Genomic DNA, 24,731 nt, shown 5'->3' with positions numbered 1-24,731 from the left:
ACATCTTGGGGGAGAAAAAAGGTTGGGACGGGCCGCCATCAGGGGGCGTCCAGGATCGTGCGCACCGTGCGCAGCAGTTCCTTGGGCGAGACGGGCTTGTAGAGAATTTCGGTGTGCACGTCCAACAGCTTTTTTTGCTGAATGTTCTCCGGAGCATAACCGCTGATGAAAATCCCTTTCACCTCGGGTTTTATCCGGTGGATGGCATCCATGGCCTGCTTGCCGTTCATTTTGGGCATGACCAGGTCGAAAACCAGCAGGTCGACGCCGTCATGCTGCTCGGTGAAAAGGCGCACCGCTTCCTCTCCGTTCACCGCGGTCAGAACCGAATAGCCGAACTGCTCCAGCACCCTTACATAGAGCTGCCGCACCGCGCCTTCATCCTCGGCCAGAAGAATGGTCTCGCTGCCGCCCCGGACGCGTTCCCGCCGGTCCTTGCCCTGCTCCTCCTGCCGCGATTCCTCACTGAGCGGCAGATAGACCATGAAGGTCGCGCCCTTGCCCGGCTCGCTCTCGACCACGACGTGGCCCTGGTGTTCCATGACGATCCCGTAGACCACCGACAGGCCCAGGCCGGTGCCCTTGCCCATCTCCTTGGTGGTGAAGAAGGGATCGAAAATCTTGGCCGCGGTCCGCTGGTCCATGCCCTTGCCGGTATCGGCGACCGCGATGCGCACATACGAACCCGGATGGCCGAAACCGTGTCGGTCGACGAACTTCTGGTCGAGCTTCAGCCGCTCGGTGGCGATGGTCAGGTAGCCGCCGCCCGGCATGGCGTCCCGGGCATTGGTGGCGAAGTTCATCAGCACCTGGTCGAGCTGGTGGCTGTCGGCGAAGACGCTCAGCTCCTCCTTGGCCAAGCGGGTTTCGAACTGGATATCCTCGCCGATCACCCGGCGGATGAATTTCTCGATGCGGGTGATCAGCTGGTTGATGTCGACCGGCTCCTTGCGGGAGGCCTGCTTGCGGCTGAACATGAGCAGGTCCTTGGTGAGATGCGAGGCGCGCAAGCCTGCTTCGAGGATGGTGTGCACGCTTTTCCGGGCCGGATGCTCCTCGGCCAGATCGTCCAGGGCGATCTCGGCATAGCCGAGGATGGCCGAGAGAATGTTGTTGAAATCGTGCGCGATGCCGCCGGCCAGGGTGCCGATGGATTCCATCTTCTGGGCTTGGCGGAATTGTTCCTCCAGCCTGCGGTGGTCGGTGATGTTGCGCACGATCTCGATGATGCCTTCGATGCCGCCCTGGTGATTGGTGATCGGGATCGCCCGGATTTCGAATTCCCGATTGTCGCCCCGCGGGACCAAGTAGCCGATTTCGTTGCGATGCGAGGTGAGACAGTCCACCACCGGGCAGGAAGGGCAGGGCCCGTCGTGCTGCCAGAATGTGGTATAGCAGGGGGAGTCCGCGGTGAGCGCATCCTCACCCAGGCAAAACATCTGCCGGGCGGCGGTGTTCACCCAGCGGACCTTCAATTCCGGCGAGAGATGGACGATGCCGTCCGGGACATTGTCGAGCAGGGCCCGGTAGGCCAGCGAAAGCCGCCGGTATTCCTCTTCCCGTTTTCGAAGCTGCGCCTCAGCCTCTTCCCGCCGCCTTTTTTCCGCCGCCTCGTTCAGGCTGCGCTCGATGGCCGGAATCAGGCGGGCCAGGCTGTCTTTGAGGATGAAGTCGGTCACCCCGGATTTCAGCAGCTCCGCCGCGGTTTCCTCGCCGGTATTGCCGGAAACAAGCAAGACAGGGGCATGGGGCAGGCGGGTGGCGAGCCGGCGCAGGGTGTCGTGGAAATCGATCCCGGTCACCTTGTAGTCGGAAAGGACCAGGTCCCAGCCGCCCGTTTCCAGAGCTTCTTCCAGCTCCGGGCCGTCCTTGACCCGGTGCAAGATCGCGGCCAGGCCGCTGTTGCGGAGATGGTGGGAGATGAGCAGATAGTCGGCCTCTTCGTCTTCGATCAGCAGAATGCGCAAGGGGGTCATGGGCGATTTACAGGCGGTTCGTTGATGGACAGCCAGTAGGTGCTCAACCGCGACACCGCGTCGGCGAGTTCGACGAAATCCAGCGGTTTGCGGACAAAGCTGTTGGCACCGGTCTCGTAGCTCCGCTGCCGGTCGCGCTCCTCGTCCGAGGAGGTGAGGACCACCACCGGCAGCAGTCTGGTGCGCCAGTTGGTCCGAATGATTTTCAGCACTTCCAGCCCGGACAACTTCGGCAGGCCGATGTCGAGCAGCACCACCATCGGCAGTTCGGACAGTTGCGACTGCAGGTACTCGCCCCGGTTGAGCAGGAAATCGACGGCCTGCTGCCCATCGCGGAACACGTCTATTCGGTTGGCGATGTTGACCTTGTTCAAGGCCCGTAGGATCAGCAGTTCGTCCTGGGGGTTGTCCTCAACCAGGAGAATGGTTTTGTTGCGCATGAAACCTCATTGACACACTTGAAGCGATCAGGGAAGGGAAAAACAAAAGGTGGCGCCGGCATCGACGCGGCCGCTGGCCGTTATGGTGCCGCCGTGGCGGTGGATGATCCGCTGGACCGTGGCCAGGCCGATGCCGATGCCCGGAAACTCCTCCTGGCGGTGAAGCCGCTGGAACGGCTGGAACAGTTTGCCGGCATGGGAGGGGTCGAACCCGGCGCCGTTGTCGCCGATGCATATCCAGGCCGACTCGCCGTCTTGGGTGACGTACACCCGGATGAGCGCCTCTTCCCGGCGGGAGGTGTATTTCCAGGCATTGGCCAGCAGATTGTGCAGGGCCGCCTCGATCATGGGCGCATCGCCCCGGACGACCAGTTCCGGCTCAACTTCCCAGCGGACCTTTCTTTCCGGCTCGTTGCGGGCCATTTCCGACAGCAGCCGCACCGACATCTCGGCCAGGTCGATCCGCTGCCGCCGCATCGGCCCCCGGATCGAGCGGGACAAGGTCAGTAGTCCGTCGATCAGCTCGCCCATCTTGCGGCTGCCGGCGATGATCTGCTCCAGAAACATCCTGCCGTCGCCCTGGAGCTGCCCGCCGTGATCCTCGATCAGGGCCCGAGAAAAACCGTTCATCGCCCGAAGCGGGGCGCGGAGATCGTGGGAAACGGCGTGGCGAAGATGTCCAGCTCGCGGTTGGAGGCGGTGAGTTCCGCCGTGCGTTCGACCACCCGCCGCTCGAGATCGGCATTGAGCCGGTGGATCTCCTCCTCGGCTTCCTTGAATCGGGTGATGTCCTCGGTGAAAATGACGATGCCGCCGACCTCGCCCTCGGCATCCCTCCAGGGGCGGACCTCCCATCGCAGCCATTGCACCCGGCCGTCGGCCCGGACGAATTTGTCTTCGTCGACGCGGATGACTTCGCCGGCCAGGGCCCGGCGATGCACGGTCTGCCAGGTTTTGCCGATTTCCGGGAACACCTCGTAGTGCGACCGGCCGATGATGATCCGGTCGCCAAGGGTGTAGTCGTCCCGCCATCGGCGGCTGGCCGCCAGGTAGCGCATAGTGCGATCGAACATGGCCAGGGCCGCCGGGGCGTGTTCGATGAACAGCGACAGCCGTTCCTCGCTCTCTTGCAGGATTTTGAGGGTGTCCTTGGCCCGTGCCCAGGCGATGTTCGCGTCCTGCATCTGGTTGAGGGCGGCGAGCCGCGCCTCCTGCTGTTGTTCCAGAAGGCTTTTCAGTTCGGCCTCGGTCTGTTTGTGCTCGCTGATATCGTGGGCAATCCTGCAGAGGTAGGCAATGGTTCCTTGGCGATCGAAGATGGGAAAAATGTTGGCGGCAAAGGTGAGGGATCTGTCCTTGACGACGAGAACCTCTTCCGTGGTGCAGGGGCTTCGCGCGGCAAGCACCTTCCGGTCGTTGGCGCGGAGCGTCTCGGCGCTTTCGGCGGTAAAGAGGTCGGCGTCGGTCTTGCCGACGATCGTCTTTTCGTCCATGCCCAGGAGGCGTTGGAGGTTGGGGTTGGCCAGGTTGTAGCGGCCGTCGACGGTTTTCAGGCTGAACAGGGCCAGGGTGTTGTCGACGATGGCGCTGAGCTTGCGTTCGCGGTCGAGGATGGTTTCCCGGTCGCGCACCCGTTCGGTGATGTCGATGAAGGTGGTGAGGTAGGAGCCGTCGGACAGCTTGCAGCTGAAGAGCTGGATGTTTTTTTCGGAACCATCCTTGCAAATGGCGCGGTATTCGCCGGCGTCGATGGCATGGTCCGGATGCGGCATCCGGGCGATGGCCTGCTGCCATTGGGACTGCGCCTGCGCCCGGACCATGGGATCGGGATAGCTCCGTTGCTGCCAGTCGGCAATGGTGGGGAGTTCGTTGAGGGCATAGCCGAACAGCTGGTTCATGCGGTTGTTCTGCGCCAGGATGGTCGAGCCGCTGTCGGCCAGCGACATGGCCACCGGCGCGTTTTCAAACAGTCGGCGGAATCGCTCCTCGCTGGCCCGCAGGGCCTGGTTGACTTCCTCGAGTTGTTGCCGGCGCGCCTGCTCCCGATACCGTAGCCGATGGATGGTTTCGCTGGCCAGACTGATGATCAGGCCGTCGAGAACCAGCATGCCCCATTGGAAGAGATCGTGGCTGGCCTTGCCGACAAAACCGTGCACCGGCGGGACGAAGCAGTACAGGCAGAGCAGACTGGCGATTGCGGTGGCAAGCAAACCCGGGCCCAGCCCGCCCAGCAGGGCGGCCAGGGAGACGGGCAGCACGAAAAGAATGAGCAACGGCCGCTCGTCGAAGTCAACGGGCATCTGCTTGCGGACGAAGAACATGACGAGGGTCAGCACGACCGCGAAGACATAGGAAAGCTGGCGGGGCCAGGGATGGGAGATCAGGACGTCGATGACCTCTTCTGCGCAGGTCTTGGCCGGCATCCGGTGATCGTCGGCGGGGACGATGTGCAGGGCCAGGGTAAAGCAGGCGCTGCTGACCAGCACGAAAAAGATCCCCTTGGCCGTGGACAGCCAGACCAGGGAAGGCACGTCGACAAAGGCCATCAGCAGCCGGTCGGAGAGAAAGATCCAACCGATCGCCAGCAGAAAATATCCCAGGGTGGCCTGGACGATGAATCGGTTCCGGGTAATGGGTTTCATGGCTCGTCGACGAAGGAAATGTCGTGGGGGGATCGACGACCGAGTTGGCTCGACAGTTGGTTGATCGTGCGCTTGAGTTCGATCATGCGCAGTTCCCGATCCACCGAGGCGCGGTTGAATCGTTCCAGTTCCTCGTTGCGGCGCTTGAGTTCTTCCAGCAGGAGTTTATGTTCGGTGATATCGTTGCCCAGGGCGAGTATTTCCGCGACCTGGCCCTGGGCGTTGCGGACCGCCCGGTTGGTCCAGGCCATCCAGAGACGGCTGCCGTCGCGCCGGATATTTTCGTTGATGTTGGAGCGGTGGCGTTCCGGGTATGCGGCGATGTCGGCGACCAGTCCGGACAGATCGGCCCCGGTGGATTCGCGTTCGGGCACCAGCACGCCGATATGGCGCCCGGACAGGTCGGTCCGGTCCCAGCCGAAAAGCTGCTGGGCGAATGCGTTGGCAAAGGTGATGATGCCGTCGCTCGACCAGCGGAGGATGGCGCTGTTGGCGTTCTCCACCACCTCGCGATAGCTCTGTTCGCTTTTGGCCAGGGCCATTTCCGCCAGTTTGCGGTTGGTGATATCCTGGATGGTGCCTTGCACCTGGATGACCTTGCCCTCGACCATCACCGGATGGCCGAGGATCCGGACCCATTTGCAACGGCCGGTCCAGGTCCGCATCTCCAGTTCGAGATCAAAGCCGATGGCCCGGTCGATGACGGCCCGGGCCGCGGTTTCGATGGCGGGGCGGTGTTCGCCGGTAAAACAGCCGAGGCAGATGTCGATATCCATCGGCGTGTCTTCCGGCAAATCGTGGATCCGCGCCGCCTCGGCGGTCCATGAGCCCTTGGCGCTCGCCAGGTCGAAGCTCCAGCCGCCGATATGGGCCATCGCGGCCATATCGTTGAGCATCCGGCTGCTTTCGCGCACGGCCGCTTCGATGGCCTTGCGCGCCTGGATGTTCTCCGCCACCACCACGAAACAGTCCGGCGTACCGTCGGGCTGTCTGATCAGAGAGACGCCGATCTGGGCCCAGAACACGGTGCCGTCGCGGGCAACGCACCGTTTTTCCCTGGTATAGGACGTAGCCTCGTCGGCAAGCAGGCGTTCGAGATGCTCCTGGTCCTCCGCCACCTCGTCCGGATGGCTCAATTGCGGGCAGGATGTGGCCAACAGCTCTTCCCGGCTGTAGCCGAACATGGCGCCCAGGGCGTGGTTGGCGGCCAGGTGGCGGCCATCGTCCACGGCGACCACGGCAATGCCGACCGTGGCCTGTTCGATGGTGGCGGCCCAAAGGGCTTCGCTGTGTCGCAGACGGGCGTCCGCGTCCGCCAGGCTTTTCCGGGCCGCGACGATTTCCGCGATCAGGGACGGTTCGTCGGGGCTGCCGGCATCGGCCAGGGCAGCGACCTGCCTCCCCAGCCGCCGGCCCGCGTGGAGGCCGCCGATCGCGCTGGCGGCACTGGCGGCCAGAACGGCCAGGGACAAGATCGCTGTCGCGGACAGCAGAGGCATATGGATCACTGACCGGGGAATTTCCACCATCGCCGACCAGGCAGCGGTCGAGGAGTGGCTCACAAACCGTTCCTTTTCGTTCGCATCGCCGCCGCCGTTGAATCCTTGCGATGCCCGGCGGGCGATGACATTGTCGCGCCCATCCAGCAGGGTGACGGCCCAGCCGTCCGGGAAAGCCACCTGGTCCAGCAGTTCCTGGAATTGTTCCGCCTCTAGGAAGGCGAGGAAGAGATGCGTGGTTTGGTCGTTCCGGACGACCGGAACCACCACCGTGACCATCGCCTGCTTGACAACCGGTCCGGGAAAGGTGTCGCCGATTGCCGGCCGGCCGGTTACCAGGGCGGAGGGGGCGGCGGCATGGCCGTCGGGTAGCGGCAGGGCGGAAGGGGCGGTGCCGAAGGGATGGTTGGTGTTGAACAACATCTGCATCGGCTCGCCGGTATCGGCCAGGATGAAATGGTTGCCCAAGCTGTTGTGGTAGGCGCGGGCCTCGGCGTACAGCTCCGGCCATCGGTCGGGATCGTTGATCAGCGGCGACATCGCCAGGACCTCCAGGGCTCGGATGCGGGCATCGAGCTCGCGGTCGACGGCGGCGATGAAATTTTGCGCGATGCCGGCGGCCTGCTGGTGAAGCTGCTTCTGCCGGTCGAGGATGCTGTCGGCGGCCAGCCAGGCTGCCACCAGCACCGGCGGCAGGGCGCCCAGCCAGATCAGGCGGGCAAGGAAAAGAGCGAAGGGGCGAGGTTTCGTGGAAGTGCCTCTGTCACGGGCGCCACGACCGGCGCTGTCCGGAGAGGAGGCGAACGGCCGCCGAATCCCGAACGGGAAAGGAGGCGGGTGGCCTGACGCGGTACTCTTTCTGTATGCCGGAGCCATGCAATCCCCCTCGTGCAATCGTTTGGCGTCCACGGACGCGCGGGGCTCTTGCGCCCTTCCCGATCTGTGTCGGATAGGAGGCTGCGTTTCCCGAAACCGGCTGGGCGGCAGTCGGTAGATGGAAACATATGCAGATATACTTACGTCAAATGAGCGGGGAATGCAAGGGGCTGTTTCATCAAATCACCGGAGAAAGCGGGAAAATATGGAGTTGTTACCGATTGGAGACAGCGTGAATGTGGTATCTCTCTTTTTCGGTTTCGACTGGGGCATCAGCTGTGGCGGCGCGATTCGGCGGCGGCGCAACAGCTGAAAAAAACGGGGAATGGCTGGTCGGGCGGGCGAGATGCGCGGGGCGAGTCAGCGTTGGAGTCGGTCGAGGAGGCGTCCGTCCGGGCCGACGAGATCGATGGTCAGGGGCATGGTGCCGACCGCGTGGGTTGCGCAGGCCAGGCAGGGATCGAAGCTGCGAATCACCGCCTCGATCCGGTTGAGCAGGCCCTCGCGGGGAGGGGTGCCGTCGAGGAAGTGCTGCGCCGCCTGGAGAATGCCCCGCTGCATGGCCAGGTTATTGTGGCCGGTGGCGATGATCAGGTTGATCCATTCGATCAGGCCGTCTTCGTTGACCTTGTAATGGTGGATCAGGGTGCCGCGCGGGGCCTCGGCGATGCCGACGCCTTCCAGGTTGTTGATCCCGGCCACGGCCCTGACCCGTTGGTCGAGGATGTCCGGTTCGGCCAACAGGCGCTCGATGTGCTCCGTTGCGTACAGGATTTCGATCAAGCGGGCGTAGTGCGCCTGGAAGGTGCCGAGCACCGGTCCGGGCTCCAGGGCGCGGAACAGGGCCAGTTCGCGGTCGGCCAACTCGGTGCCGCAACGGCGGGCGAGGTTGAGGCGGGCCAACGGCCCCACCCGGTACATGCCCTGGGGGTAGCCGTGGGGCAGATAATAGGGGAACTTGAGATAGGTCCAGGGCTCGACCGCCTCGCCGATGGCCTGTCGGTACGCGCCGGGGTCGAGGTCGTCGGCCACCGGCGCGCCCTCGGCGTCGATGAACCGCAGCCGGCCGTCGTAGTGCTCGAGCGTGCCGGCCTCGTTGGCCAGCCCGAGAAACAGGCTGGGAAAACGGGCAAAGAAGCGGTCGTGCTCCCGGTGGCGATCAAGGGTGTGCTTGAACCGGTCCAGATGGGTGCGGATCAGGGCGACGATTGCCGGCAGTTCGGCGAGCATGGCCTCGCGCGCGGGCGCGGCCAACGGCGAGCCGACGCCGCCCGGCACCGCCCAGGAAGGGTGGATGCGCCGTCCGGCAAGGCGCTCGATCACCTGTTGGCCGAATTGGCGCAGTCGGATGCCGTCGCGGGCGAATTGGGGATCGGCGGTGGCAAGGCCGAAAAAGTTGCGGCTCTCCGGCGGGTGGTCCATGCCCAAAAGGAGGTCCGGCGCGGCCAGATAGAAAAAGCTCAAGGCGTGCGATTGGATGAGCTGGGCCAGGTTCAGGATGCGGCGCAGCTTGGCCGCCACCGCCGGGATGGCGACCGCCAGCAACTGGTCGCAAGCCTTGGCCGACGCCAGCTCGTGGCTGACCGGGCAGATGCCGCAGGTCCGGGCCGTGAGGGCGGGCATCTCGAAGAAGGGCCGGCCGACCGCGAACCGTTCGAAGCCGCGGAACTGATTGACCTGGAAGCGGGCATCCCGGACCCGGCCGGCATCGTCTAGAAAAAGACGGATGGCGGCGTGTCCCTCGATGCGGCTGACCGGTTCGATGGTGATCTGCTGCATGGAAATCTCCTAGGCGCCGAACCGGGTGTCGAGCCGCAGGCCGTCGGCGGTGCCCGCGATCAGGGCGTCGAGGGCGGCGAACAGGGTGCCGGCGGCGGGCGGACAGCCGGGGATGAAGAGGTCGACCGGCACGAAACGGTGCAGGGGCAGGGCATGGTCGTGCAGGCGCGGCAAATCCTCGGTGGGAATCTGCGGCGCCAGGACCGGGCTTTCCCGGTAAACGGCCTGGAGCATCGCCTCGGCGCCCAGGGGATTGCGCATCGCCGGCACATTGCCGGTGACCGCGCAGTCACCCATGGCGATCAGCAGCCCGCTTCGTTGGCGGGCCAGCCGCAACCGGGCTTCGTCCTCCCCGGTGGAAACCGCGCCCTCGATGCAGACCACGTCTACCCGCTCGGGGAACTGCTTGGCGTCGACCAGCGGGCTGTAGACGATGTCCGCCCGCGCGGCCAGCTCCAGCAGCCGCTCGTCCGTGTCCAGCAGCGACATGTGGCAGCCGGAACAGCCGTCGAGCCAAAGGGTGGCCAGGCGCAGTTTGCTCATTGTCGCTCCTCGGCCCGATTGGCCACCAGATAGGGGAGGAAAGGGCGTTTTTGCCGCATTTCCGCCATTGATTTGCCCTTTTCGCTCAAGGCGCCGGTGGGGCAGACGTGAACGCATTTGCCGCAGCCGGTGCAGGTGGCGGCAGTGCCCCAGGGGGTGTCGAGGTCGGCGACGATCTGGCTGCGGATGCCCCGGTTCTTGACGTCCCAGGTGTGGGCGCCCTCGATTTCGCCGCAAACCCGGACACAACGGGTACACAGCACGCAACGGTTATGGTCGAGGACGAAGCGGCTGTGGGAGGCGTCGACCTCCAGGGCCGGGTGGAGGCCGGGGAATTCGACATGGTCGATGCCGAATGTCCGGGCCAGTTCCTGGAGTTCGCAGTGGCCGTTGGCAACGCAGACCGCGCAGACATGGTTGCGTTCGGAAAACAGCAGTTGGACGATGGCCCGGCGATAGCCGAAAAGCCGTTTGGAGTCGGTGGTGACCGCCATGCCTTCCTGGATGGGGGTGACGCAGGCGGGATGCAGCTTGGGGCTGCCTTCGATCTCGACCATGCACAGTCGGCAGGCACCGGTGGCCGACAGTCCTTCGAGGAAACAGAGGGTCGGGATGTCGATTCCGTTTTCCCTGGCCACCTGCAGAACGGTTTCCGAGGCCAGGCCGCTGACCTGGCGGCCGTCGATGGTCAGGGTGAGGATCGGCGCGCTCATGGCTGTTCCTCCGTGGCCGGCTCTGCCGGTGCTATCCGGTCGAGATATTCCTGGCGAAAATAGCGCAAGGTGCTCAGCACGGGGTTGGGGGCCGATTGGCCCAGGCCGCACAGGCTGGCGTGTTTCATCAGGTCGCACAGGGCCTCCAGCATGGCAAGGTCGGCGGCAGTGGCCCGGTGTTCGAGGAAAAGGGTGAGCAGGCGATGAACCTGGGCCGTGCCCACCCGGCAGGGCACGCACTTGCCGCAGGACTCTTCCAAGCAGAATTCCATGAAATACCTGACCACGTCGATCATGCTCGAGGTTTCGTCGATGACGATCATGCCGCCCGATCCCATGATCGAACCCAGCTCGTTCAAGCTTTCGTAACTCACTGGAGTATCGAGAAATTCCGCCGGGATGCAGCCGCCCGAGGGGCCGCCGGTCTGCACAGCCTTGAAGGCGTGGCCGTCGGGAATGCCGCCGCCGATATCGAAGATGATCTCGCGCAAACTCATGCCCATCGGTACTTCGACTAGGCCGGCATGACGGATCTTGCCGGTCAGGGCGAACACCTTGGTGCCCTTGCTGCGCTCCGTGCCCAGGGCGGAGAACCAGGCCGGACCGCGCTCGACGATCGGCGGGATGTTGGCATAGGTCTCGACATTGTTGATCAGGGTGGGGCAGGCCCAGAGGCCCTTTTCCGCCGGATAGGGGGGGCGGGGCCGGGGAATGCCCCGGCGGCCCTCGACCGATTCGATCAGGGCGGTCTCCTCGCCGCAGACAAAGGCGCCGGCGCCCAGCCGGAGCTGGAGGGTGAAATCGAAGCCCAGGCCGCAGATGGCGTGGCCGAGCAGGTTCCTGCGCTCCGCCTCGCGGATGGCCAGCCGGAGCCGTTTGATGGCCAGGGGGTATTCGGCCCGGACATAGATGTATCCCTGGCTGGCACCCACGGCATAGGCGGCGATGATCATCCCTTCCAGCACCGCATGGGGGGTGCTTTCGAGGATGGAGCGGTCCATGAAGGCGCCGGGGTCGCCCTCGTCGCCGTTGCAGATCAAATATTTCCTGTTGCCGGGCGCCTTGGCCACGGTGGCCCACTTCAAGCCGGTGGGATAACCGGCGCCGCCGCGGCCGCGCAAGCCGCTTTCCTGGATGCAGCGAACGACATCGACCGGCCGCATGGTGGCGAGCGCGGTGCACAGCGCGCCATATCCGCCGGCGGCAATGTAATCGCGGATGTCTTCCGGATCGATCCGGCCGGACAGGGCCAAGACATTTTTGTGCTGGCGGGCGAAAAAGGGCAGGTCTGGCGGCAGGCGCAGGCGCGCGACCGGCTCTCGGTCCAGTGAGGCGACGATCTCGGCGGCATCGTCCGGGCCCACTGTCTGGTAGGCGATTTCGCCGGGCTGGATCAGGACGATCGGGCCCAGAGCGCACAGTCCCATGCAGCCGGCCTTGCGCAGCAGCACGCGGTCTTGTAGCTGCCGCTCGGCGATCTCGCGGCGCAGGGCGGCGACGATCGCCTCGTTGCCCGGACATCCCAGGCCGGCGCAGACCAGGATGTGGTGGGCAAAAGAGTCGAGGTGGCGTTGATGTTCGGCCGCGAGCGCGACCAGCTCTTCACGGTGCATCGCCCAGCCACTCCCGAATGATGGTGGTTGCTTCCGTAAAACTCTTTTTGCCGGCGAGGGTGCCGTCGGTCAGGATCACCGGCGCCAGGGCGCAGGCGCCGACGCAGCGGACCTCGACCAGGGAGAGGCGGTTGTCCTGGGTGGTGTCGCCGGGCGCCAGGCCATAGCGCTCCCGCATCCAGGCGAGAATTCTGTCGTTGCCCTTGATGTGACAGGCGGTTCCGGTGCAGACCGAGAGGGTGTGCTCGCCATTGGGCTTGAGCCGGAAATGGTTGTAGAAGGTGGCCACCCCGAGCACCTTGGCCGGGGGCAGGCGAAGCCGGGAGGCGATGCGGGCCAGGGTCGCGCTGTCGAGATAGCCGAAGGCGTCCTGGGCGGCATGCAGGGTCTCGATAAGGGCCTCCGGCCGATGGTCGAGGCGTTGCATGGTCCGGTCGACCACTTGCCAGCGGGTGTCTTCCGGGGGCGATTCGATGGATTCCTGGGCCGGCATGGGCGCTTTTCCCTCGATCTCAAAGAAGAAAACGGTGAGCGTGTATTTATTCCTATTTTTCCGGCGAATGCAATCCTTCTTTTGCCGGCTCCCATCCCCTTGCTTTGCCCCTCAGTCGATTGTCTTCATATTTGTTATTCATCAATAAAAATAAATACAAAATTGAATTGTTTTTTTATTTACGCGCACGATTGCCAGGGTGATTTGATCAAATCTATATGATTTTATAAATAATTTTACTTAAACACAAAAACGGCATGAAAATTGTTATAAAGTGGTGTGCGTGACCCCGACCCCGGATGCGAGCAGGAGATGAAGAAGGCGCAACAATCAACCAGGGAGGAAGAGGCGAAAAAGAGAAACGGGACGTGTTTCGGGGATGTTCACCGATTGCGGCCGTGGCGTCTTGTCGCCTGGCCGGATAAGGGAAACGAGCGGCAATTGTTTGCAAACATCTGAGATGTCAACTCAATCAACAGGGCAGGGCGGCCAGGATCGGCGGCTGCCGGAAAAGGAGCGATTCATGAAGTTTGTCAGCGCGATAATCAAACCCTTCAAATTGAACGAGGTGCGGGAAAGTCTGACCGCGCTCGGCGTCAGGGGTGTGACCGTAACCGAGGTCAAGGGCTTCGGCAGGCAGAAGGGGCATACCGAGATGTATCGAGGTGCCGAATATGTCATCGAATTTATTCCAAAATTAAAAGTGGAGGTTGCCATCGACGACAACCAGCTCGAACAGGTTGTCGAGGGCATCAAGCAGGCGGCCCGCACCGACAAGATCGGCGATGGAAAAATTTTTGTCTTTGATCTCGAACAGGTGATGCGCATCAGGACCGGAGAAACCGGTTCGGAAGCGCTGTGATACGAATGGAAAGGAGCAAAATTCCATGAAAAAATCGACAGTTTTCTCCTTGATGCCGCTGATGGCCCTGGGCGTGTGCCTTGCTGAGCCCGCTTTGGCCGATGTGGCCGCCCCTGTTCCCAACAAGGGCGATACCTCTTGGCTGATGGTTTCCACCCTTCTGGTCACCCTGATGACCATTCCCGGTCTGGCCCTGTTTTATGGCGGCCTGGTGCGCAGCAAGAACATGTTGTCCGTGCTTATGCAGGTTTTCACGGTCTTCTGCCTGTGTGTCGTCCTTTGGGTGCTCTACGGGTACAGCATCGCCTTTACCGAAGGCACTGCCTTTTTCGGCGGTTTCGACAAGATTCTGCTCAAAGGGGTGGGAGTGGATGCGGTGGCCGCCACCTTCAGCAAGGGCGTGGTCATTCCCGAATTGGCCTATGTGTTCTTCCAGGCGACTTTTTCCGCCATCACCCCGGCCTTGATCGTCGGCGCCTTTGCCGAGCGGATGAAGTTCTCGGCGGTCCTGGCCTTCATTGCCCTGTGGTATACGTTTGCCTACCTGCCGATCGCCCACATGGCCTGGTTCTGGGCCGGTCCCGACGCGTATACCGATGCCGCGGCCGCCGCCAAGGCCGGTGCGAGCGCCGGATTTCTTTTCCAGAAAGGGGCGATCGACTTTGCCGGCGGAACCGTGGTCCATATCAATGCAGCCATTGCCGGTTTGATCGGCGCGTTCATGATCGGCAAACGCATCGGCTACGGCAGGGAATCCATGGCGCCGCACAGCCTGACCATGACCATGATCGGTGCCTGCCTGCTGTGGGTCGGCTGGTTCGGCTTCAATGCCGGCTCAAACCTCGAGGCCACCGGATTGGCCGCACTGGCCTTCGGCAACACCATGACCGCGACCGCCGGGGCCGCGCTTTCCTGGACCTTTGCCGAGTGGATGCTCAAGGGAAAACCGTCCATGCTCGGCGCCGCCTCCGGCGCGGTCGCCGGATTGGTGGCGATCACCCCGGCCTGCGGTTGGGTCGGAATCGGCGGCGCCCTGATTATCGGCCTGGCAGCCGGGGTGGTCTGCCTGTGGGGCGTCAACGGCCTCAAGCGGATGCTCGGTGCCGACGATGCCCTGGATGTGTTCGGTGTGCACGGCGTGGGCGGCATGTTGGGCGCAATCCTCACCGGCATCTTTGCCGATCCCGCGCTCGGCGGCGTCGGCATCTACGACTATGCGGCCGACAAGGTCGCCGACTACTCCATCTCCGCCCAGATCGTCAGCCAGCTATGGGGCATCGGCACCACCATTCTCTGGTCGGGAGCGGTGTCCATCGTGGCCTACAAGCTGGTCGACCTGGTCATCGGCCTGCGGGTGACGGAGGAAGAGGAGCGGGAAGGGTTGGACACGGTCAGCCATGGCGAGTCGGCGTATCACCTTTGATTCGGCCCTTGAAAAAAACGATGACCACGCAAACTCAGATGATTGCATCCTGAATGGTATTTTGCTGAAATTTCTTGAGATTTCTCCTTGCTGCGTTCGTCGAAACGACCAACAAAGGACGTTCGGGGCAAGGATAACGCTGGCCACATGGTCATTTCGAACGCAGTGAGAGATCTCGTTTGGTCGATCGGCTTTCAGGAGCGTCAAGAACATTGCTGCTTGTCGGCAAACGAGCCTGGTTGAAGTTCGATGGTAATCAGATGAAAAAAAGAAACGCGGGCGTCCCGGCCAGGGGCGCCCTTTTTTTGCGGTTAGCGTCACAACATTTGCGGCCTGGGATGCGGCGATGGGATACGCAGGTTTTGCATTCAAGGGGCAAGTGGTTTATGATGCCGGCCACGTGGAAGCATAGAGTCAAGGTGCCGAGTCTTCCAGCAACTTCTAAGTGCAGGTGAACGATGGTCAACAAAGTGATATTAATCGGCAATCTGGGGGCCGATCCGGAAATTCGTTATACCCAGAGCGGCACGCCGGTCGCCACCTTCCGGGTGGCAACCACCGAACGCTGGAAAGGCCAGGATGGGCAGATGCAGGAACAGACCGAATGGCACAGTATCGTGGCGTGGCGGAGGCTGGCCGAGATCTGCGGCGAGTATCTCTCCAAAGGCTCGCGGGTGTTCATCGAGGGCAAGCTCCAAACCCGCAAATGGCAGGATCAAAACGGCAATGACCGCTATACCACCGAGATCATCGCCCGGGAGATGAAAATGCTTTCGCCCCGTTCCGGTGGCGGAGGCGAATCCGGAGGCGGCAACCAGGGCTATGGTTCGGAGCCGTTCCCCGAGCCGCCGCCCATGGGCGACGATGTTCCGTTTTGAGTCGCGCTCCTGGAGCGCACCCGCAACCCGGATGGCATACGCTGTCCGGGTTGTGCTGTTTCATGCGTTTGCAGGGCGGTGACAAGCGGTCGCCTGCGGCCGGAAGCGCCGTTCCGAGCGCTTTGGTTGGCGTGGAGGTTCGGCAGCGGGCGGCAAGGGCTTGCGTGAGGACGCATCGGCGGCCTCTTTTGCGGCCGCTGCCGGCTGATCGATTGCCGATGGGATGAACGGGTGCGGATCTTCCCGTAATTGCTTTTATAGAGGCGCTGTTGGGGCAAAGTTGGGGGGATCGTGCCCAAAAACTATTTTTCTTGACAGATGATACCTCTACCGGTAATGAATAGCCGTTCATTTTCGTTTGTTGTGATAACCTGCTGTTCATAGAAGGTTACGTATCTATTTCACGTCTGAGGGAGAGGTTGGATTCATGGTGACGGAACTGGTGCTATCAGCAATGGCCCTGATCGGAATTGCCATCGTTGTCCCGCTGTTCATGCTGGTGACAACGGTGTTCGGTCCGCGGGCCGGCGGGGTGATGAAGAATCAACCCTATGAAAGTGGTGTCAAACGGATGATCGGCTTGGCGGAACAGAAGTTCAGCGTCAAGTTTTACCTGTTGGCCATTCTGTTCCTGCTGTTCGACATTGAGGCGGTGTTCATGTACCCATGGGCGGTCGGTGTACGCGAGCTGGGTTGGTTCGGGTTCGCGGAAATGGTCGTCTTCATGGTGCTACTGTTGACCGGACTTATTTATATTCTTCGGAAAGGGGTGCTCAATTGGCGTTAGGATTAGAAGCAAGTCTGGGTGATTCGGTACTGACCACCAAGCTCGACGCAGTCATCAACTGGGGGCGTCAGTACTCTCTGTGGCCGTTTGTCTACGGGACTGCCTGCTGCGCGATCGAATTCATGAGTGCCGCTGCAAGTCAGCTCGATATTTCGCGCTGGGGTGCCGAGGTTGTACGCTTCTCGCCCCGGCAGGCTGACCTGTTGCTCGTCTGCGGCACCATCAGCTACAAGCAGGCACCGGTTCTCAAACAAATTTACGAGCAGATGCCCGAACCCAAATGGGTCGTGGCCATGGGCGCGTGCGCCAGCTCCGGCGGCATCTACGACAACTACTGCACTGTCCAGGGGATCGATACCGTCATCCCGGTCGATGTGTACATTTCCGGTTGTCCTCCCCGGCCCGAGGCGGTTCTGGATGCCCTGATGAAGATCCAGGATCAGATCAAGGGTGAAACTGTGCTGAAAGATCGCCACAAAGACTTCAAAGGAATTCTCGACTGATATGAATACGACGGCACTAGAAGTACTCCAGGCCGCGTTTCCGGATGCATCCTGCACGACTTCGGTCGAGGCGGTGGTGCTGACGGTGCAGCCTGCGCAACTCGAACCAACGCTTGCCCGCCTGAAAAATGATCCGGCGCTCAATTTCGGATTGCTTCTTGACGTGACCGCGGTCGATTACCTCGAATACCCGGTGCAGCAGGAGGCGCGTTTTTATGTGGTCTACACCCTGCGGAACTGGGAGAAGAACATGCTGGTCCAGGTCCGGACTCCGGTCGCCGACCCGGAAACGGGAGTGCCCTCGGCAACCCCGCTCTGGTCTTCGGCCAATTGGGGCGAGCGCGAGGCCTACGACCAATACGGAATCAATTTCCAGGGGCATCCGGATCTTCGCCGCATCCTCAATCACTGGCAGTTCCAGGGGCATCCCCTGCGGAAGGACTACAATATCCTCCAGGGCCAGGTCTGCTACGAGAGCGACAGCCTGGAAAAGGAAATTAAGGCCCAATTGGCGCGCAACGGTGTCGACCAGAGCCTGATGGAAGATATCAACACCGAGATCATGTATCTCAATCTCGGACCTTCCCATCCGGCAACCCACGGTGCGATCCGTATTCTCACCGCCCTTGACGGCGAAACCATCCTCGCCAATGTCAACGAGATCGGCTATCTCCACCGCGGCTTCGAAAAGACTGCCGAGAACAGGACCTACAACCAGGTGATTCCCCTCACCGACCGGCTCAACTACTGCTCGGCGTTGATGAACAACATCGCCTATGCCAAGGCGGTCGAGTCCTGGCTCGGGATCGAGATCACCGAGCGGGCCAAGTTCATGCGGGTCATTTTGTCCGAGTTCTTCCGGGTACAGGACCACTTGGTGTGCATTGCCGCCAACCTGGTCGACATGGGCGGCTTGACCAACTACTGGTATCTCTACAACGAGAAAGAGGCTTCCTACGATTTCATCAGCCGGCTGACCGGCGCCCGCCTCACCAGTTCCTTCACCCGGATCGGCGGCATGTACCGCGATTTCTATGAAGGCTGGGAAGCCGACATGGAAAAACAGCTGCAGGACATCGAGAAAGGGACCACCGATTCACTCAAGCTGGTGCTGAAAAACCGGATCGTCCACGACCGGACCCAGAACGTCTGCGTCATGCCGGCCGATCGGGCCCTGTCCTACGGCTATACCGGCCCCTGTCTGCGCGCCAGCGGAGTTCCCTTCGATCTGCGCAAGGACAACCCGTACTACTATTACGACACCTTCGATTTCACCATCCCGCTCGGCTCCAAGGGCGACATCTACGATCGGTTGATGATCCGCTACGAGGAAATCTTCCAGAGCATCGGCATCATCCGCCAGGCGATGAAGCGCATTCCCAAGGGACCGGTGACGGTCAGCGACAACAACGTCACTCTTCCCGCCAAGGCAGAGGTCTACAAGAATATCGAGGGCCTGGCCAGCCACTTCAAACTGGTGTTTGAAGGCGTGGAGGTCCCGGCCGGAGAGTGGTACGACTCCTTCGAGGCCGCCAACGGCGAGTTGGGCTTCCATTTCGTTTCCGACGGTTCCGGCCGGCCGTACAAGTGCAAGGTGCGTCCGCCGTGCTTCTATATGATGAGCGGATACCACGAAATGGTTGAAGGTGAAATGATTGCCGACGCCGTGATCAATCTCGGCAGCATCAATATCATTGGCGGAGAGTTGGACAGATGAGCGATCGATCACAGCTAATAGAGACGGGGAAACCGTTTGCTTTTGATGCGCAGAGGGATGCGGAATTCGAGCGGCTGGTCAAGCGGTATCCCACCAGGGAATCGATGATTCTGCCTTCGCTCTGGCTCGTGCAGGAACAGGAAGGATGGATCAGCGCCGAGGCCATGGCCTTCATCGCCGACCGCATCGGCACCTTCCCCAGCATGGTGTACGAGGCTGCCACCTTCTACACCATGTACAACCTGCAGCCCAAGGGGAAAAATCATATCTGCGTATGTCGGACCCTTTCCTGCTATTTGCTCGGCAAGCAGGAGATTGTCGACTATCTGAAGCAGGAGCTTGGCATCAAACCCGGAGAGATCAGTGCGGACGGACAATTCAGCCTGGAAGAAGTGGAATGTCTCGGGCATTGCGGCACCGCTCCCGTGGTCCAGGTGAACGGAGAGTTCTATGAAGACATGAATGTCGCCAAACTCAAAGAACTCTTGGCCACGCTGAAATAAGGAGAGCGAACAGATGCAAGTACAAGTACTCAGTGCCAGGTTTGACATCCCGGACGCCAACAAGATCGACGTTGCCAAGCAGCACGGGGCCTACTCCACCCTGGAGAAGGTTTTTGCCATGCAACCCGAGGAAATCATCGAGGTGGTCAAGGCAAGTGGATTGCGTGGTCGTGGCGGCGCCGGTTTTCCCACGGGTCTGAAATGGAGTTTCCTGCCGAAAAATATCGATAAACCGGTCTACCTGGCGGTCAACTCGGACGAGTCCGAACCGGCCACCTTCAAGGACCGCTACATCCTGGTTCGCGACCCGCACATGCTGATCGAGGGTATCATCATCTGTTGCTATGCGATCAAGAGCCATGCCGCCTATATCTATATCCGCGGCGAATACACCACCCAGGTCAAGGTCCTGCAGGCCGCCATCGATGAGGCCTATGCGGCCGGTTATCTCGGCGAGAGCATCGCCGGCCACGATTACAAGCTCGACGTGACGGTCCATCGGGGTGCGGGCGCCTATGTCTGCGGCGAGGAAACAGCCTTGCTCGAGTCCATCGAGGGCAAAAAAGGACAGCCGCGGAGCAAGCCGCCGTTTCCCGCGGTCGAGGGTCTGTACGGTTGTCCGACCATCATCAACAACGTCCAGAGTATCGGCTCCCTGCCGTTCATCCTGGCCAATGGCCCCGACGCCTACAAGGCCTACGGCACCGAAAAGAGTCCGGGTACCCACCTGTTCGGTATCTCGGGCTTGGTTAAGAAGCCCGGCATGTATGAGCTGCCCCTGGGATTGCCCTTGCTTGAGGTGATCGAGAAGGTCGCGGGCGGCGTGCGCGACGGCCGGACCCTGAAGGGTGTCATTCCCGGTGGTAGTTCGACCCCGGTTTTGACCCCGGAAGAGGCCCAGACCGTGACCCTTGATTACGAATCCATGGCCGCCCATAAGACCATGTTCGGCTCCGGCGGCATCGTGGTGCTCGACAACACGGTCGACATGGTCAAACTGGTGGAAAACCTCATTTACTTCTACCACCACGAATCCTGCGGTCAATGCACGCCTTGTCGGGAAGGGCTGGGCTGGATGCTGAAGATCGTGCGGAAAATCATCCGGGGCGAGGGAACCACGGCCGATATCGATCTGCTGACCGAGTTGTGCGACAACATTGAGATGAAGACCGTCTGCGTCCTCTCGGCAGCATGCACCATGTCGACGCGCAGTTACTTGAACAAATTCCGGCATGAATTCGAGGCGTACGTCGCAGGCGGCGCTCCGGCTCAGGCTGCGATGTAACAGGGATAAGGGTTTACCATGGCTGAGAAGGTAAAACTGTTTGTTAACGGTCAAGAAGTAGAAGTCGAAGCAGGGAAGAATCTGATCGACGCCTTTGGCGCGATCGGGATCGAAATCCCGCATCTCTGCTACCATCCCGCCCTAGGTGCCGACGGCAACTGCCGTATGTGCCTGGTCGGCATCGAGGATGGCCGGCCCCCGCTCGTGCCTGCCTGCAAAACCAAGGTTGCCGAAGGGATGAAGGTCCAGTTGGACGCGGAAAAGATTAAAAAGATCCAGCGCGACATCATGGAGCTTGAACTCATCAATCACCCGATCGATTGTCCGATCTGCGATCAGGCTGGCGAGTGCAAGCTGCAGGATTATTACATGAAGTATGACGGCAAGCCGAGCCGGATGACCGTCAAGCCGGTTTTGAAAGCCAAGAAGATGGATTTCGGCTGCGGCGTGGTGCACGATCAGGAACGATGCGTGCTCTGCGCCCGCTGTGTCCGCTTTACCCGTCTGGTCACCAAAACCGGCGAACTGGGAATCGTCAACCGGACCGATTATGCCCGGGTCAATATCTTCCCGGGGCGACCGCTCAATAACCGCTATGCCCTGAACGTGGTTGACCTGTGCCCGGTCGGGGCCATGACCAGCCGCGATTTCCGGTTCAAGCAACGGGCCTGGTTCCTCACCAAGAGCCCGTCCATCTGCCAGGGCTGCAGCAAAGGATGCAACATTTTCATCGACCACAATCGAGAAAAATACAAGGACGATGTCATCTACCGCTTTCGGCCGCGGCTCAACGACAAGGTCAACGGCTATTTCATGTGCGACGAAGGCCGCATGACCTATAAGCTGGAAAACGACGACCGCCTGATTGCTTCCCAGGTCGACGGCCGCGAGGCCGGTTTTGCCGAGGCGATCGAGGCCGTCCGCCGGGCTGTCAGCGGTGCGACTAAAATCGCGGTGTTGGTGTCGCCGAACGCTTCTCTGGAGCAGATGTACGCCATCCAACAATTTGCCGCCTCGATCAATGCTGCCCTGAGCGGGTACAGCGATGGTTACATCAAGGCGGGAGATGGAGACGATTTTCTGATTCAGGACGACAAATCGGCCAACCGGGCGGCGTTTACTCTGCTGAACATCGATGATTCCAAGGCGGGATTCGATGCCGCGCTCAACGGCGCCGACCTGCTGATCAGCTTCCAGAACGACCTTGGCCGCTCCCTGGCCGAGGATCAGTTGGCGAACGTGCTGGCCAATGTCAAGCTGATCACGATCTCGAGTGCTGCGACCGGCTGCGCGGCCAAGTCCGCGGTGGCGATTCCGGTGGCATCCTACAGCGAGGATTCGGGAAGCCTCATCAACTGTGACGGCCGCCTCCAGCGGTACGAGATTGCCGTGGCGAAAAATCAGCCGCTCAAGAGCTTGATTGAGGTAACGAACCTCATTGGGGGCGAAATCGCGAATAATCAGGAAGCCCGGGCCGGTTTGCAAGCCGCAGTCGCTGTCCTGAAGGATATCGATTTGGAACAGATCCCGACAGAAGGGATCGCACTTACTGAAAGCGAGGTCGCCCATGTCGCAGCTTGATATTCTTCTCATAGTTCTCCGAGTTGCCTTCGGAGCGTTTGTGCCGCTTTGCTTCATAGCGGTTCTGGTCTGGATGGAACGTCGTGGCGCCGCTTTTTTTCAGGATAGATCGGGCCCCAACCGAGCGAACATCTTCGGCTTCAGGGCCGCCGGTCTGGTGCAGAACCTCGCCGATGCGGTCAAGCTGATCACCAAGGAAGACATCATTCCGGACCACGTCAAACACAAATTTTATTTTGTTCTGGCGCCGGTCATTGTCTTCACCATTGCCGTGATTTCCTTTGCCGCCATACCCTTTGCCGATGCCCTGATCATCAACGGCAAGAAATATCTCATGCAGGCCATTCCCACGGATCTCGGTATCCTCTGGTTCCTGGCTCTGGCGGGTTTTGCCGTATACGGAATTATTTTGGCCGGCTGGTCTTCCCACAATAAATACGGCGTTCTCGGCGGCCTGCGCGCGGCTGCCCAGGTCATCAGCTATGAAATCCCGATGGGCCTGGCCATCATCAGTGCGCTCGTCGTCTACGGCACGGTCAACCTGACGGAGATCGCCCAGTATCAAGGACAGCTCCTTTTCGGCTTCATCCCGATGTGGGGCGTGGTACTGCAACCCTTGGGCGCCATTATCTTCATTGTCGCCGCCTTTGCCGAGGCCAACCGGACCCCGTTTGACCTGGCCGAGGGTGAAAGCGAGTTGGTCGCGGGCTTTCATGTCGAGTACAGTTCGATGAAATTCGGCATGTTTTTCATGGGCGAGTATGTGGCCATGTTCACTTCCAGTGCGATCATCGTCACCCTGTACTTCGGCGGTTACCAGATCCCCTGGTTCTCAACCGAGACCCTGGTCAACAACGCCCGGGCCTTCACCGTCCTGCTCATGCTGTTGATTCCCGCATTCGCTTGGGTATTTGCCCTGTGGATGGCCAAGAACAACAAAAGCCACTACGACCGTCCCGATGATCCCAGGGTCCGGGAAGCCCAGATCTACACCAAAATCCTCTGGGGCGCGGTTGCGGCGCTTGAAATTGTTCTTTTCATCTACCTCATCACGGTTTCAGGTGGTGTTGCAGATCGTATTTTGGTCGCTTTGTTGCAGATCGTCACCTTCCTGGTCAAGACAACCCTCATGTGCTTTGTCTATGTCTGGGTACGGTGGACCCTGCCGCGCTTTCGCTATGATCAGCTGCAGAAATTGGGTTGGCAAACTCTCCTGCCGCTTTCACTGCTGAATATCTTTGTCACAAGTGCAATCGTGGTTGCATTGAGTTAAGAAAGGAGCTGGCATGAGTGGAAAAGTGAAAATAATGGAGCGTAAAGGCAAAGACCTTTACGAGCGACTGTATCTAGTCGAGATCTTCAAGGGGATGGCAGTGACCTTCGGTCACTTTATTTCCAACTTCCTTGATAACTCAAAACTCTATGTTCGGCATTATCCCGAGCAGAAACCCGAGATCACCGCGCGGTGGCGCGGCCGGCACCGGTTGACCAAGCACGAAGACGGCACCATGAAATGCGTGGCCTGCTTCATGTGCCAGACCAACTGTCCGGCCAAGTGCATCATGATCGAAGCCGGCGAGCGCGTGGACGGGCGGACCGAAAAAATGCCGGTCCGGTTCGATATCGACTTGCTGGAGTGCATCTACTGCGGCTACTGCGTAGAAGCCTGCCCCATGGATGCCATCCGCATGGATACCGGCATCTTTGCCGTGACCGGGAGCGATAGACAGTCGTTTGTCATGGGACTCGATGCACTGCTGGCCACACCGGGTGCTTTTTCCGAAGAAGAGTACAAGAAAGGGGGCGCTTGATACAATGTTTGCCGACGGTCTATTTATAATGTTTGCCGCGCTTGCCGTGTTGGGTGCGGTAGGACTGGTCCTGTTCCGACACCCGATGAACGGAGCGATGAGCTTTGTTGTGACCCTGATTTCCCTGGCAGGACTGTACGCACTGCTGTCAGCGAAGCTGATCTTTGCCCTGCAGCTGATTGTTTACGCCGGGGCGATCATGTCACTGATCGTTTTCATCATCATGTTCCTGAATATCCAACCCGATGACCTGCCCAAGGAAGAGACGAAATTGCTCTATGTGTTGGGCGGTGGAATCCTGGTGGTACCCATCGGTCTGTTCCTGGCCAAGATTGTCAAAAGTCTGCCCGAACATTCGACCGCAATCATGGGCGGCAACTTCGGTGGCGTCAAGGAAGTAGGACTGCTTTTGTTCCGCGACTGGCTGATCCCGTTCGAGATTGTGTCGCTTCTTCTGCTGGTCTCCTTGGTCGGTGCTGTCATCCTTGCAGGTAAAAGGGGGATCACGAAATGATGCATTGCTACCTCTATCTGAGCATTATCCTGTTCTGCCTCGGTATTGTCGGCGTTGTCGCCAGGCGGAACGTTTTCACCGTGTTCATGTCCATCGAATTGATGCTGAACGCAGCGAATCTGGCTTTTGTGACCTTTGCACGGGTGCATGAAAGCATGGATGGACACGTTCTGGCAATGATGGTGATGGCAGTCGCCGCCGCTGAAGCGGCCCTAGCGCTTGCCGTTGTGATCCTTCTGCACAAACACAAGGGCAAACTCGACACCAACGTGTTCAGTTTGTTGAAGGGGTGA

23 protein-coding genes are annotated in these 24,731 nt (G+C 60.7%); 13 read left to right on the top strand and 10 right to left on the bottom strand.

Annotated features, from left to right (window positions below):
• Positions 1 to 38: 38 nt before the first annotated feature.
• The 10 genes from RMR13_RS11275 to RMR13_RS11230 all read right to left on the bottom strand — a co-directional run bounded on the left by RMR13_RS11275 (position 39) and on the right by RMR13_RS11230 (position 12,574).
• Positions 39 to 1,976, bottom strand: coding sequence for a response regulator (locus RMR13_RS11275; RefSeq protein ID WP_310600729.1), 1,938 nt, complete (start codon positions 1,974 to 1,976; stop codon positions 39 to 41).
• A complete protein-coding gene (locus RMR13_RS11270; protein WP_310600728.1) occupies positions 1,973 to 2,416 on the bottom strand; it encodes a response regulator in 444 nt (147 codons plus the stop codon). Before RMR13_RS11270 ends, RMR13_RS11275 begins: the two co-directional genes overlap by 4 nt.
• Before the next feature lie 27 nt (positions 2,417 to 2,443).
• The gene (locus RMR13_RS11265; protein WP_310600727.1) at positions 2,444 to 3,046 is read right to left on the bottom strand and encodes an ATP-binding protein; all 603 of its coding nucleotides are present in this window, start codon (positions 3,044 to 3,046) and stop codon (positions 2,444 to 2,446) included.
• Positions 3,043 to 5,058, bottom strand: a complete 2,016-nt coding sequence (locus RMR13_RS11260; RefSeq protein ID WP_310600726.1) for a PAS domain S-box protein — start codon at positions 5,056 to 5,058, stop codon at positions 3,043 to 3,045. The genes RMR13_RS11265 and RMR13_RS11260 overlap by 4 nt, the downstream gene beginning before the upstream one ends.
• Positions 5,055 to 7,238, bottom strand: coding sequence for a PAS domain S-box protein (locus tag RMR13_RS11255; RefSeq protein WP_310600725.1), 2,184 nt, complete (start codon positions 7,236 to 7,238; stop codon positions 5,055 to 5,057). The genes RMR13_RS11260 and RMR13_RS11255 overlap by 4 nt, the downstream gene beginning before the upstream one ends.
• Before the next feature lie 555 nt (positions 7,239 to 7,793).
• Complete coding sequence (locus tag RMR13_RS11250; RefSeq protein WP_310600724.1) at positions 7,794 to 9,212, bottom strand: Ni/Fe hydrogenase subunit alpha; 1,419 nt, start codon at positions 9,210 to 9,212, stop codon at positions 7,794 to 7,796.
• A 9-nt stretch (positions 9,213 to 9,221) separates the two neighbouring features.
• Positions 9,222 to 9,755, bottom strand: a complete 534-nt coding sequence (locus RMR13_RS11245; protein ID WP_310600723.1) for an NADP oxidoreductase — start codon at positions 9,753 to 9,755, stop codon at positions 9,222 to 9,224.
• The gene (hoxU, locus tag RMR13_RS11240; protein WP_310600722.1) at positions 9,752 to 10,468 is read right to left on the bottom strand and encodes a bidirectional hydrogenase complex protein HoxU; all 717 of its coding nucleotides are present in this window, start codon (positions 10,466 to 10,468) and stop codon (positions 9,752 to 9,754) included. Before hoxU ends, RMR13_RS11245 begins: the two co-directional genes overlap by 4 nt.
• Positions 10,465 to 12,081, bottom strand: coding sequence for a NuoF family protein (locus RMR13_RS11235; protein WP_310600721.1), 1,617 nt, complete (start codon positions 12,079 to 12,081; stop codon positions 10,465 to 10,467). The genes hoxU and RMR13_RS11235 overlap by 4 nt, the downstream gene beginning before the upstream one ends.
• On the bottom strand, positions 12,071 to 12,574 hold the full coding sequence (locus RMR13_RS11230; protein ID WP_310600720.1) for an NAD(P)H-dependent oxidoreductase subunit E: 504 nt from the start codon (positions 12,572 to 12,574) through the stop codon (positions 12,071 to 12,073). The genes RMR13_RS11235 and RMR13_RS11230 overlap by 11 nt, the downstream gene beginning before the upstream one ends.
• 523 nt (positions 12,575 to 13,097) lie before the next feature.
• Between RMR13_RS11230 and RMR13_RS11225 the strand changes: the two genes are divergently transcribed.
• The 13 genes from RMR13_RS11225 (at position 13,098) to nuoK (ending at position 24,731) form a co-directional block, all read left to right on the top strand.
• Positions 13,098 to 13,436 carry a P-II family nitrogen regulator gene (locus RMR13_RS11225; RefSeq protein ID WP_310600758.1) on the top strand — a complete coding sequence of 113 codons (339 nt, stop codon included), beginning with the start codon at positions 13,098 to 13,100 and terminating at the stop codon, positions 13,434 to 13,436.
• A 25-nt stretch (positions 13,437 to 13,461) separates the two neighbouring features.
• Complete coding sequence (locus RMR13_RS11220) at positions 13,462 to 14,859, top strand: ammonium transporter (protein WP_310600719.1); 1,398 nt, start codon at positions 13,462 to 13,464, stop codon at positions 14,857 to 14,859.
• 458 nt (positions 14,860 to 15,317) lie between these two features.
• Positions 15,318 to 15,737, top strand: coding sequence for a single-stranded DNA-binding protein (locus tag RMR13_RS11215; protein ID WP_310600718.1), 420 nt, complete (start codon positions 15,318 to 15,320; stop codon positions 15,735 to 15,737).
• A gap of 427 nt (positions 15,738 to 16,164) precedes the next feature.
• Positions 16,165 to 16,524 carry an NADH-quinone oxidoreductase subunit A gene (locus RMR13_RS11210; protein WP_309412547.1) on the top strand — a complete coding sequence of 120 codons (360 nt, stop codon included), beginning with the start codon at positions 16,165 to 16,167 and terminating at the stop codon, positions 16,522 to 16,524.
• A complete protein-coding gene (locus RMR13_RS11205) occupies positions 16,515 to 17,027 on the top strand; it encodes an NADH-quinone oxidoreductase subunit B (protein ID WP_408936583.1) in 513 nt (170 codons plus the stop codon). The genes RMR13_RS11210 and RMR13_RS11205 overlap by 10 nt, the downstream gene beginning before the upstream one ends.
• A 1-nt stretch (position 17,028) precedes the next feature.
• The gene (locus tag RMR13_RS11200; RefSeq protein ID WP_310600717.1) at positions 17,029 to 18,744 is read left to right on the top strand and encodes an NADH-quinone oxidoreductase subunit D; all 1,716 of its coding nucleotides are present in this window, start codon (positions 17,029 to 17,031) and stop codon (positions 18,742 to 18,744) included.
• Complete coding sequence (locus tag RMR13_RS11195; RefSeq protein ID WP_310600716.1) at positions 18,741 to 19,247, top strand: NAD(P)H-dependent oxidoreductase subunit E; 507 nt, start codon at positions 18,741 to 18,743, stop codon at positions 19,245 to 19,247. The genes RMR13_RS11200 and RMR13_RS11195 overlap by 4 nt, the downstream gene beginning before the upstream one ends.
• 13 nt (positions 19,248 to 19,260) lie before the next feature.
• Positions 19,261 to 20,532, top strand: coding sequence for an NADH-quinone oxidoreductase subunit NuoF (gene nuoF / locus RMR13_RS11190; protein WP_310600715.1), 1,272 nt, complete (start codon positions 19,261 to 19,263; stop codon positions 20,530 to 20,532).
• Positions 20,533 to 20,550: 18 nt separating this feature from the next.
• Positions 20,551 to 22,113, top strand: a complete 1,563-nt coding sequence (locus RMR13_RS11185; protein ID WP_310600714.1) for a 2Fe-2S iron-sulfur cluster-binding protein — start codon at positions 20,551 to 20,553, stop codon at positions 22,111 to 22,113.
• Between the two features lie 40 nt (positions 22,114 to 22,153).
• A complete protein-coding gene (locus RMR13_RS11180; RefSeq protein WP_310600713.1) occupies positions 22,154 to 23,386 on the top strand; it encodes a complex I subunit 1 family protein in 1,233 nt (410 codons plus the stop codon).
• Positions 23,387 to 23,399: 13 nt separating this feature from the next.
• Positions 23,400 to 23,924, top strand: a complete 525-nt coding sequence (locus tag RMR13_RS11175; protein ID WP_310600712.1) for an NADH-quinone oxidoreductase subunit I — start codon at positions 23,400 to 23,402, stop codon at positions 23,922 to 23,924.
• A gap of 28 nt (positions 23,925 to 23,952) precedes the next feature.
• Positions 23,953 to 24,438 (top strand): NADH-quinone oxidoreductase subunit J, encoded by a 486-nt coding sequence (locus RMR13_RS11170; protein WP_310600711.1) that lies wholly within the window; start codon positions 23,953 to 23,955, stop codon positions 24,436 to 24,438.
• Positions 24,435 to 24,731, top strand: coding sequence for an NADH-quinone oxidoreductase subunit NuoK (gene nuoK / locus RMR13_RS11165; protein ID WP_309412555.1), 297 nt, complete (start codon positions 24,435 to 24,437; stop codon positions 24,729 to 24,731). The genes RMR13_RS11170 and nuoK overlap by 4 nt, the downstream gene beginning before the upstream one ends.

Source organism: Desulfobulbus sp. (genome assembly GCF_031547805.1).
GTDB lineage: Bacteria > Desulfobacterota > Desulfobulbia > Desulfobulbales > Desulfobulbaceae > Desulfobulbus.
The sequence above is the reverse complement of the archived record's forward strand: the minus strand, read 5'-3'. Positions and strand labels throughout refer to the sequence as shown.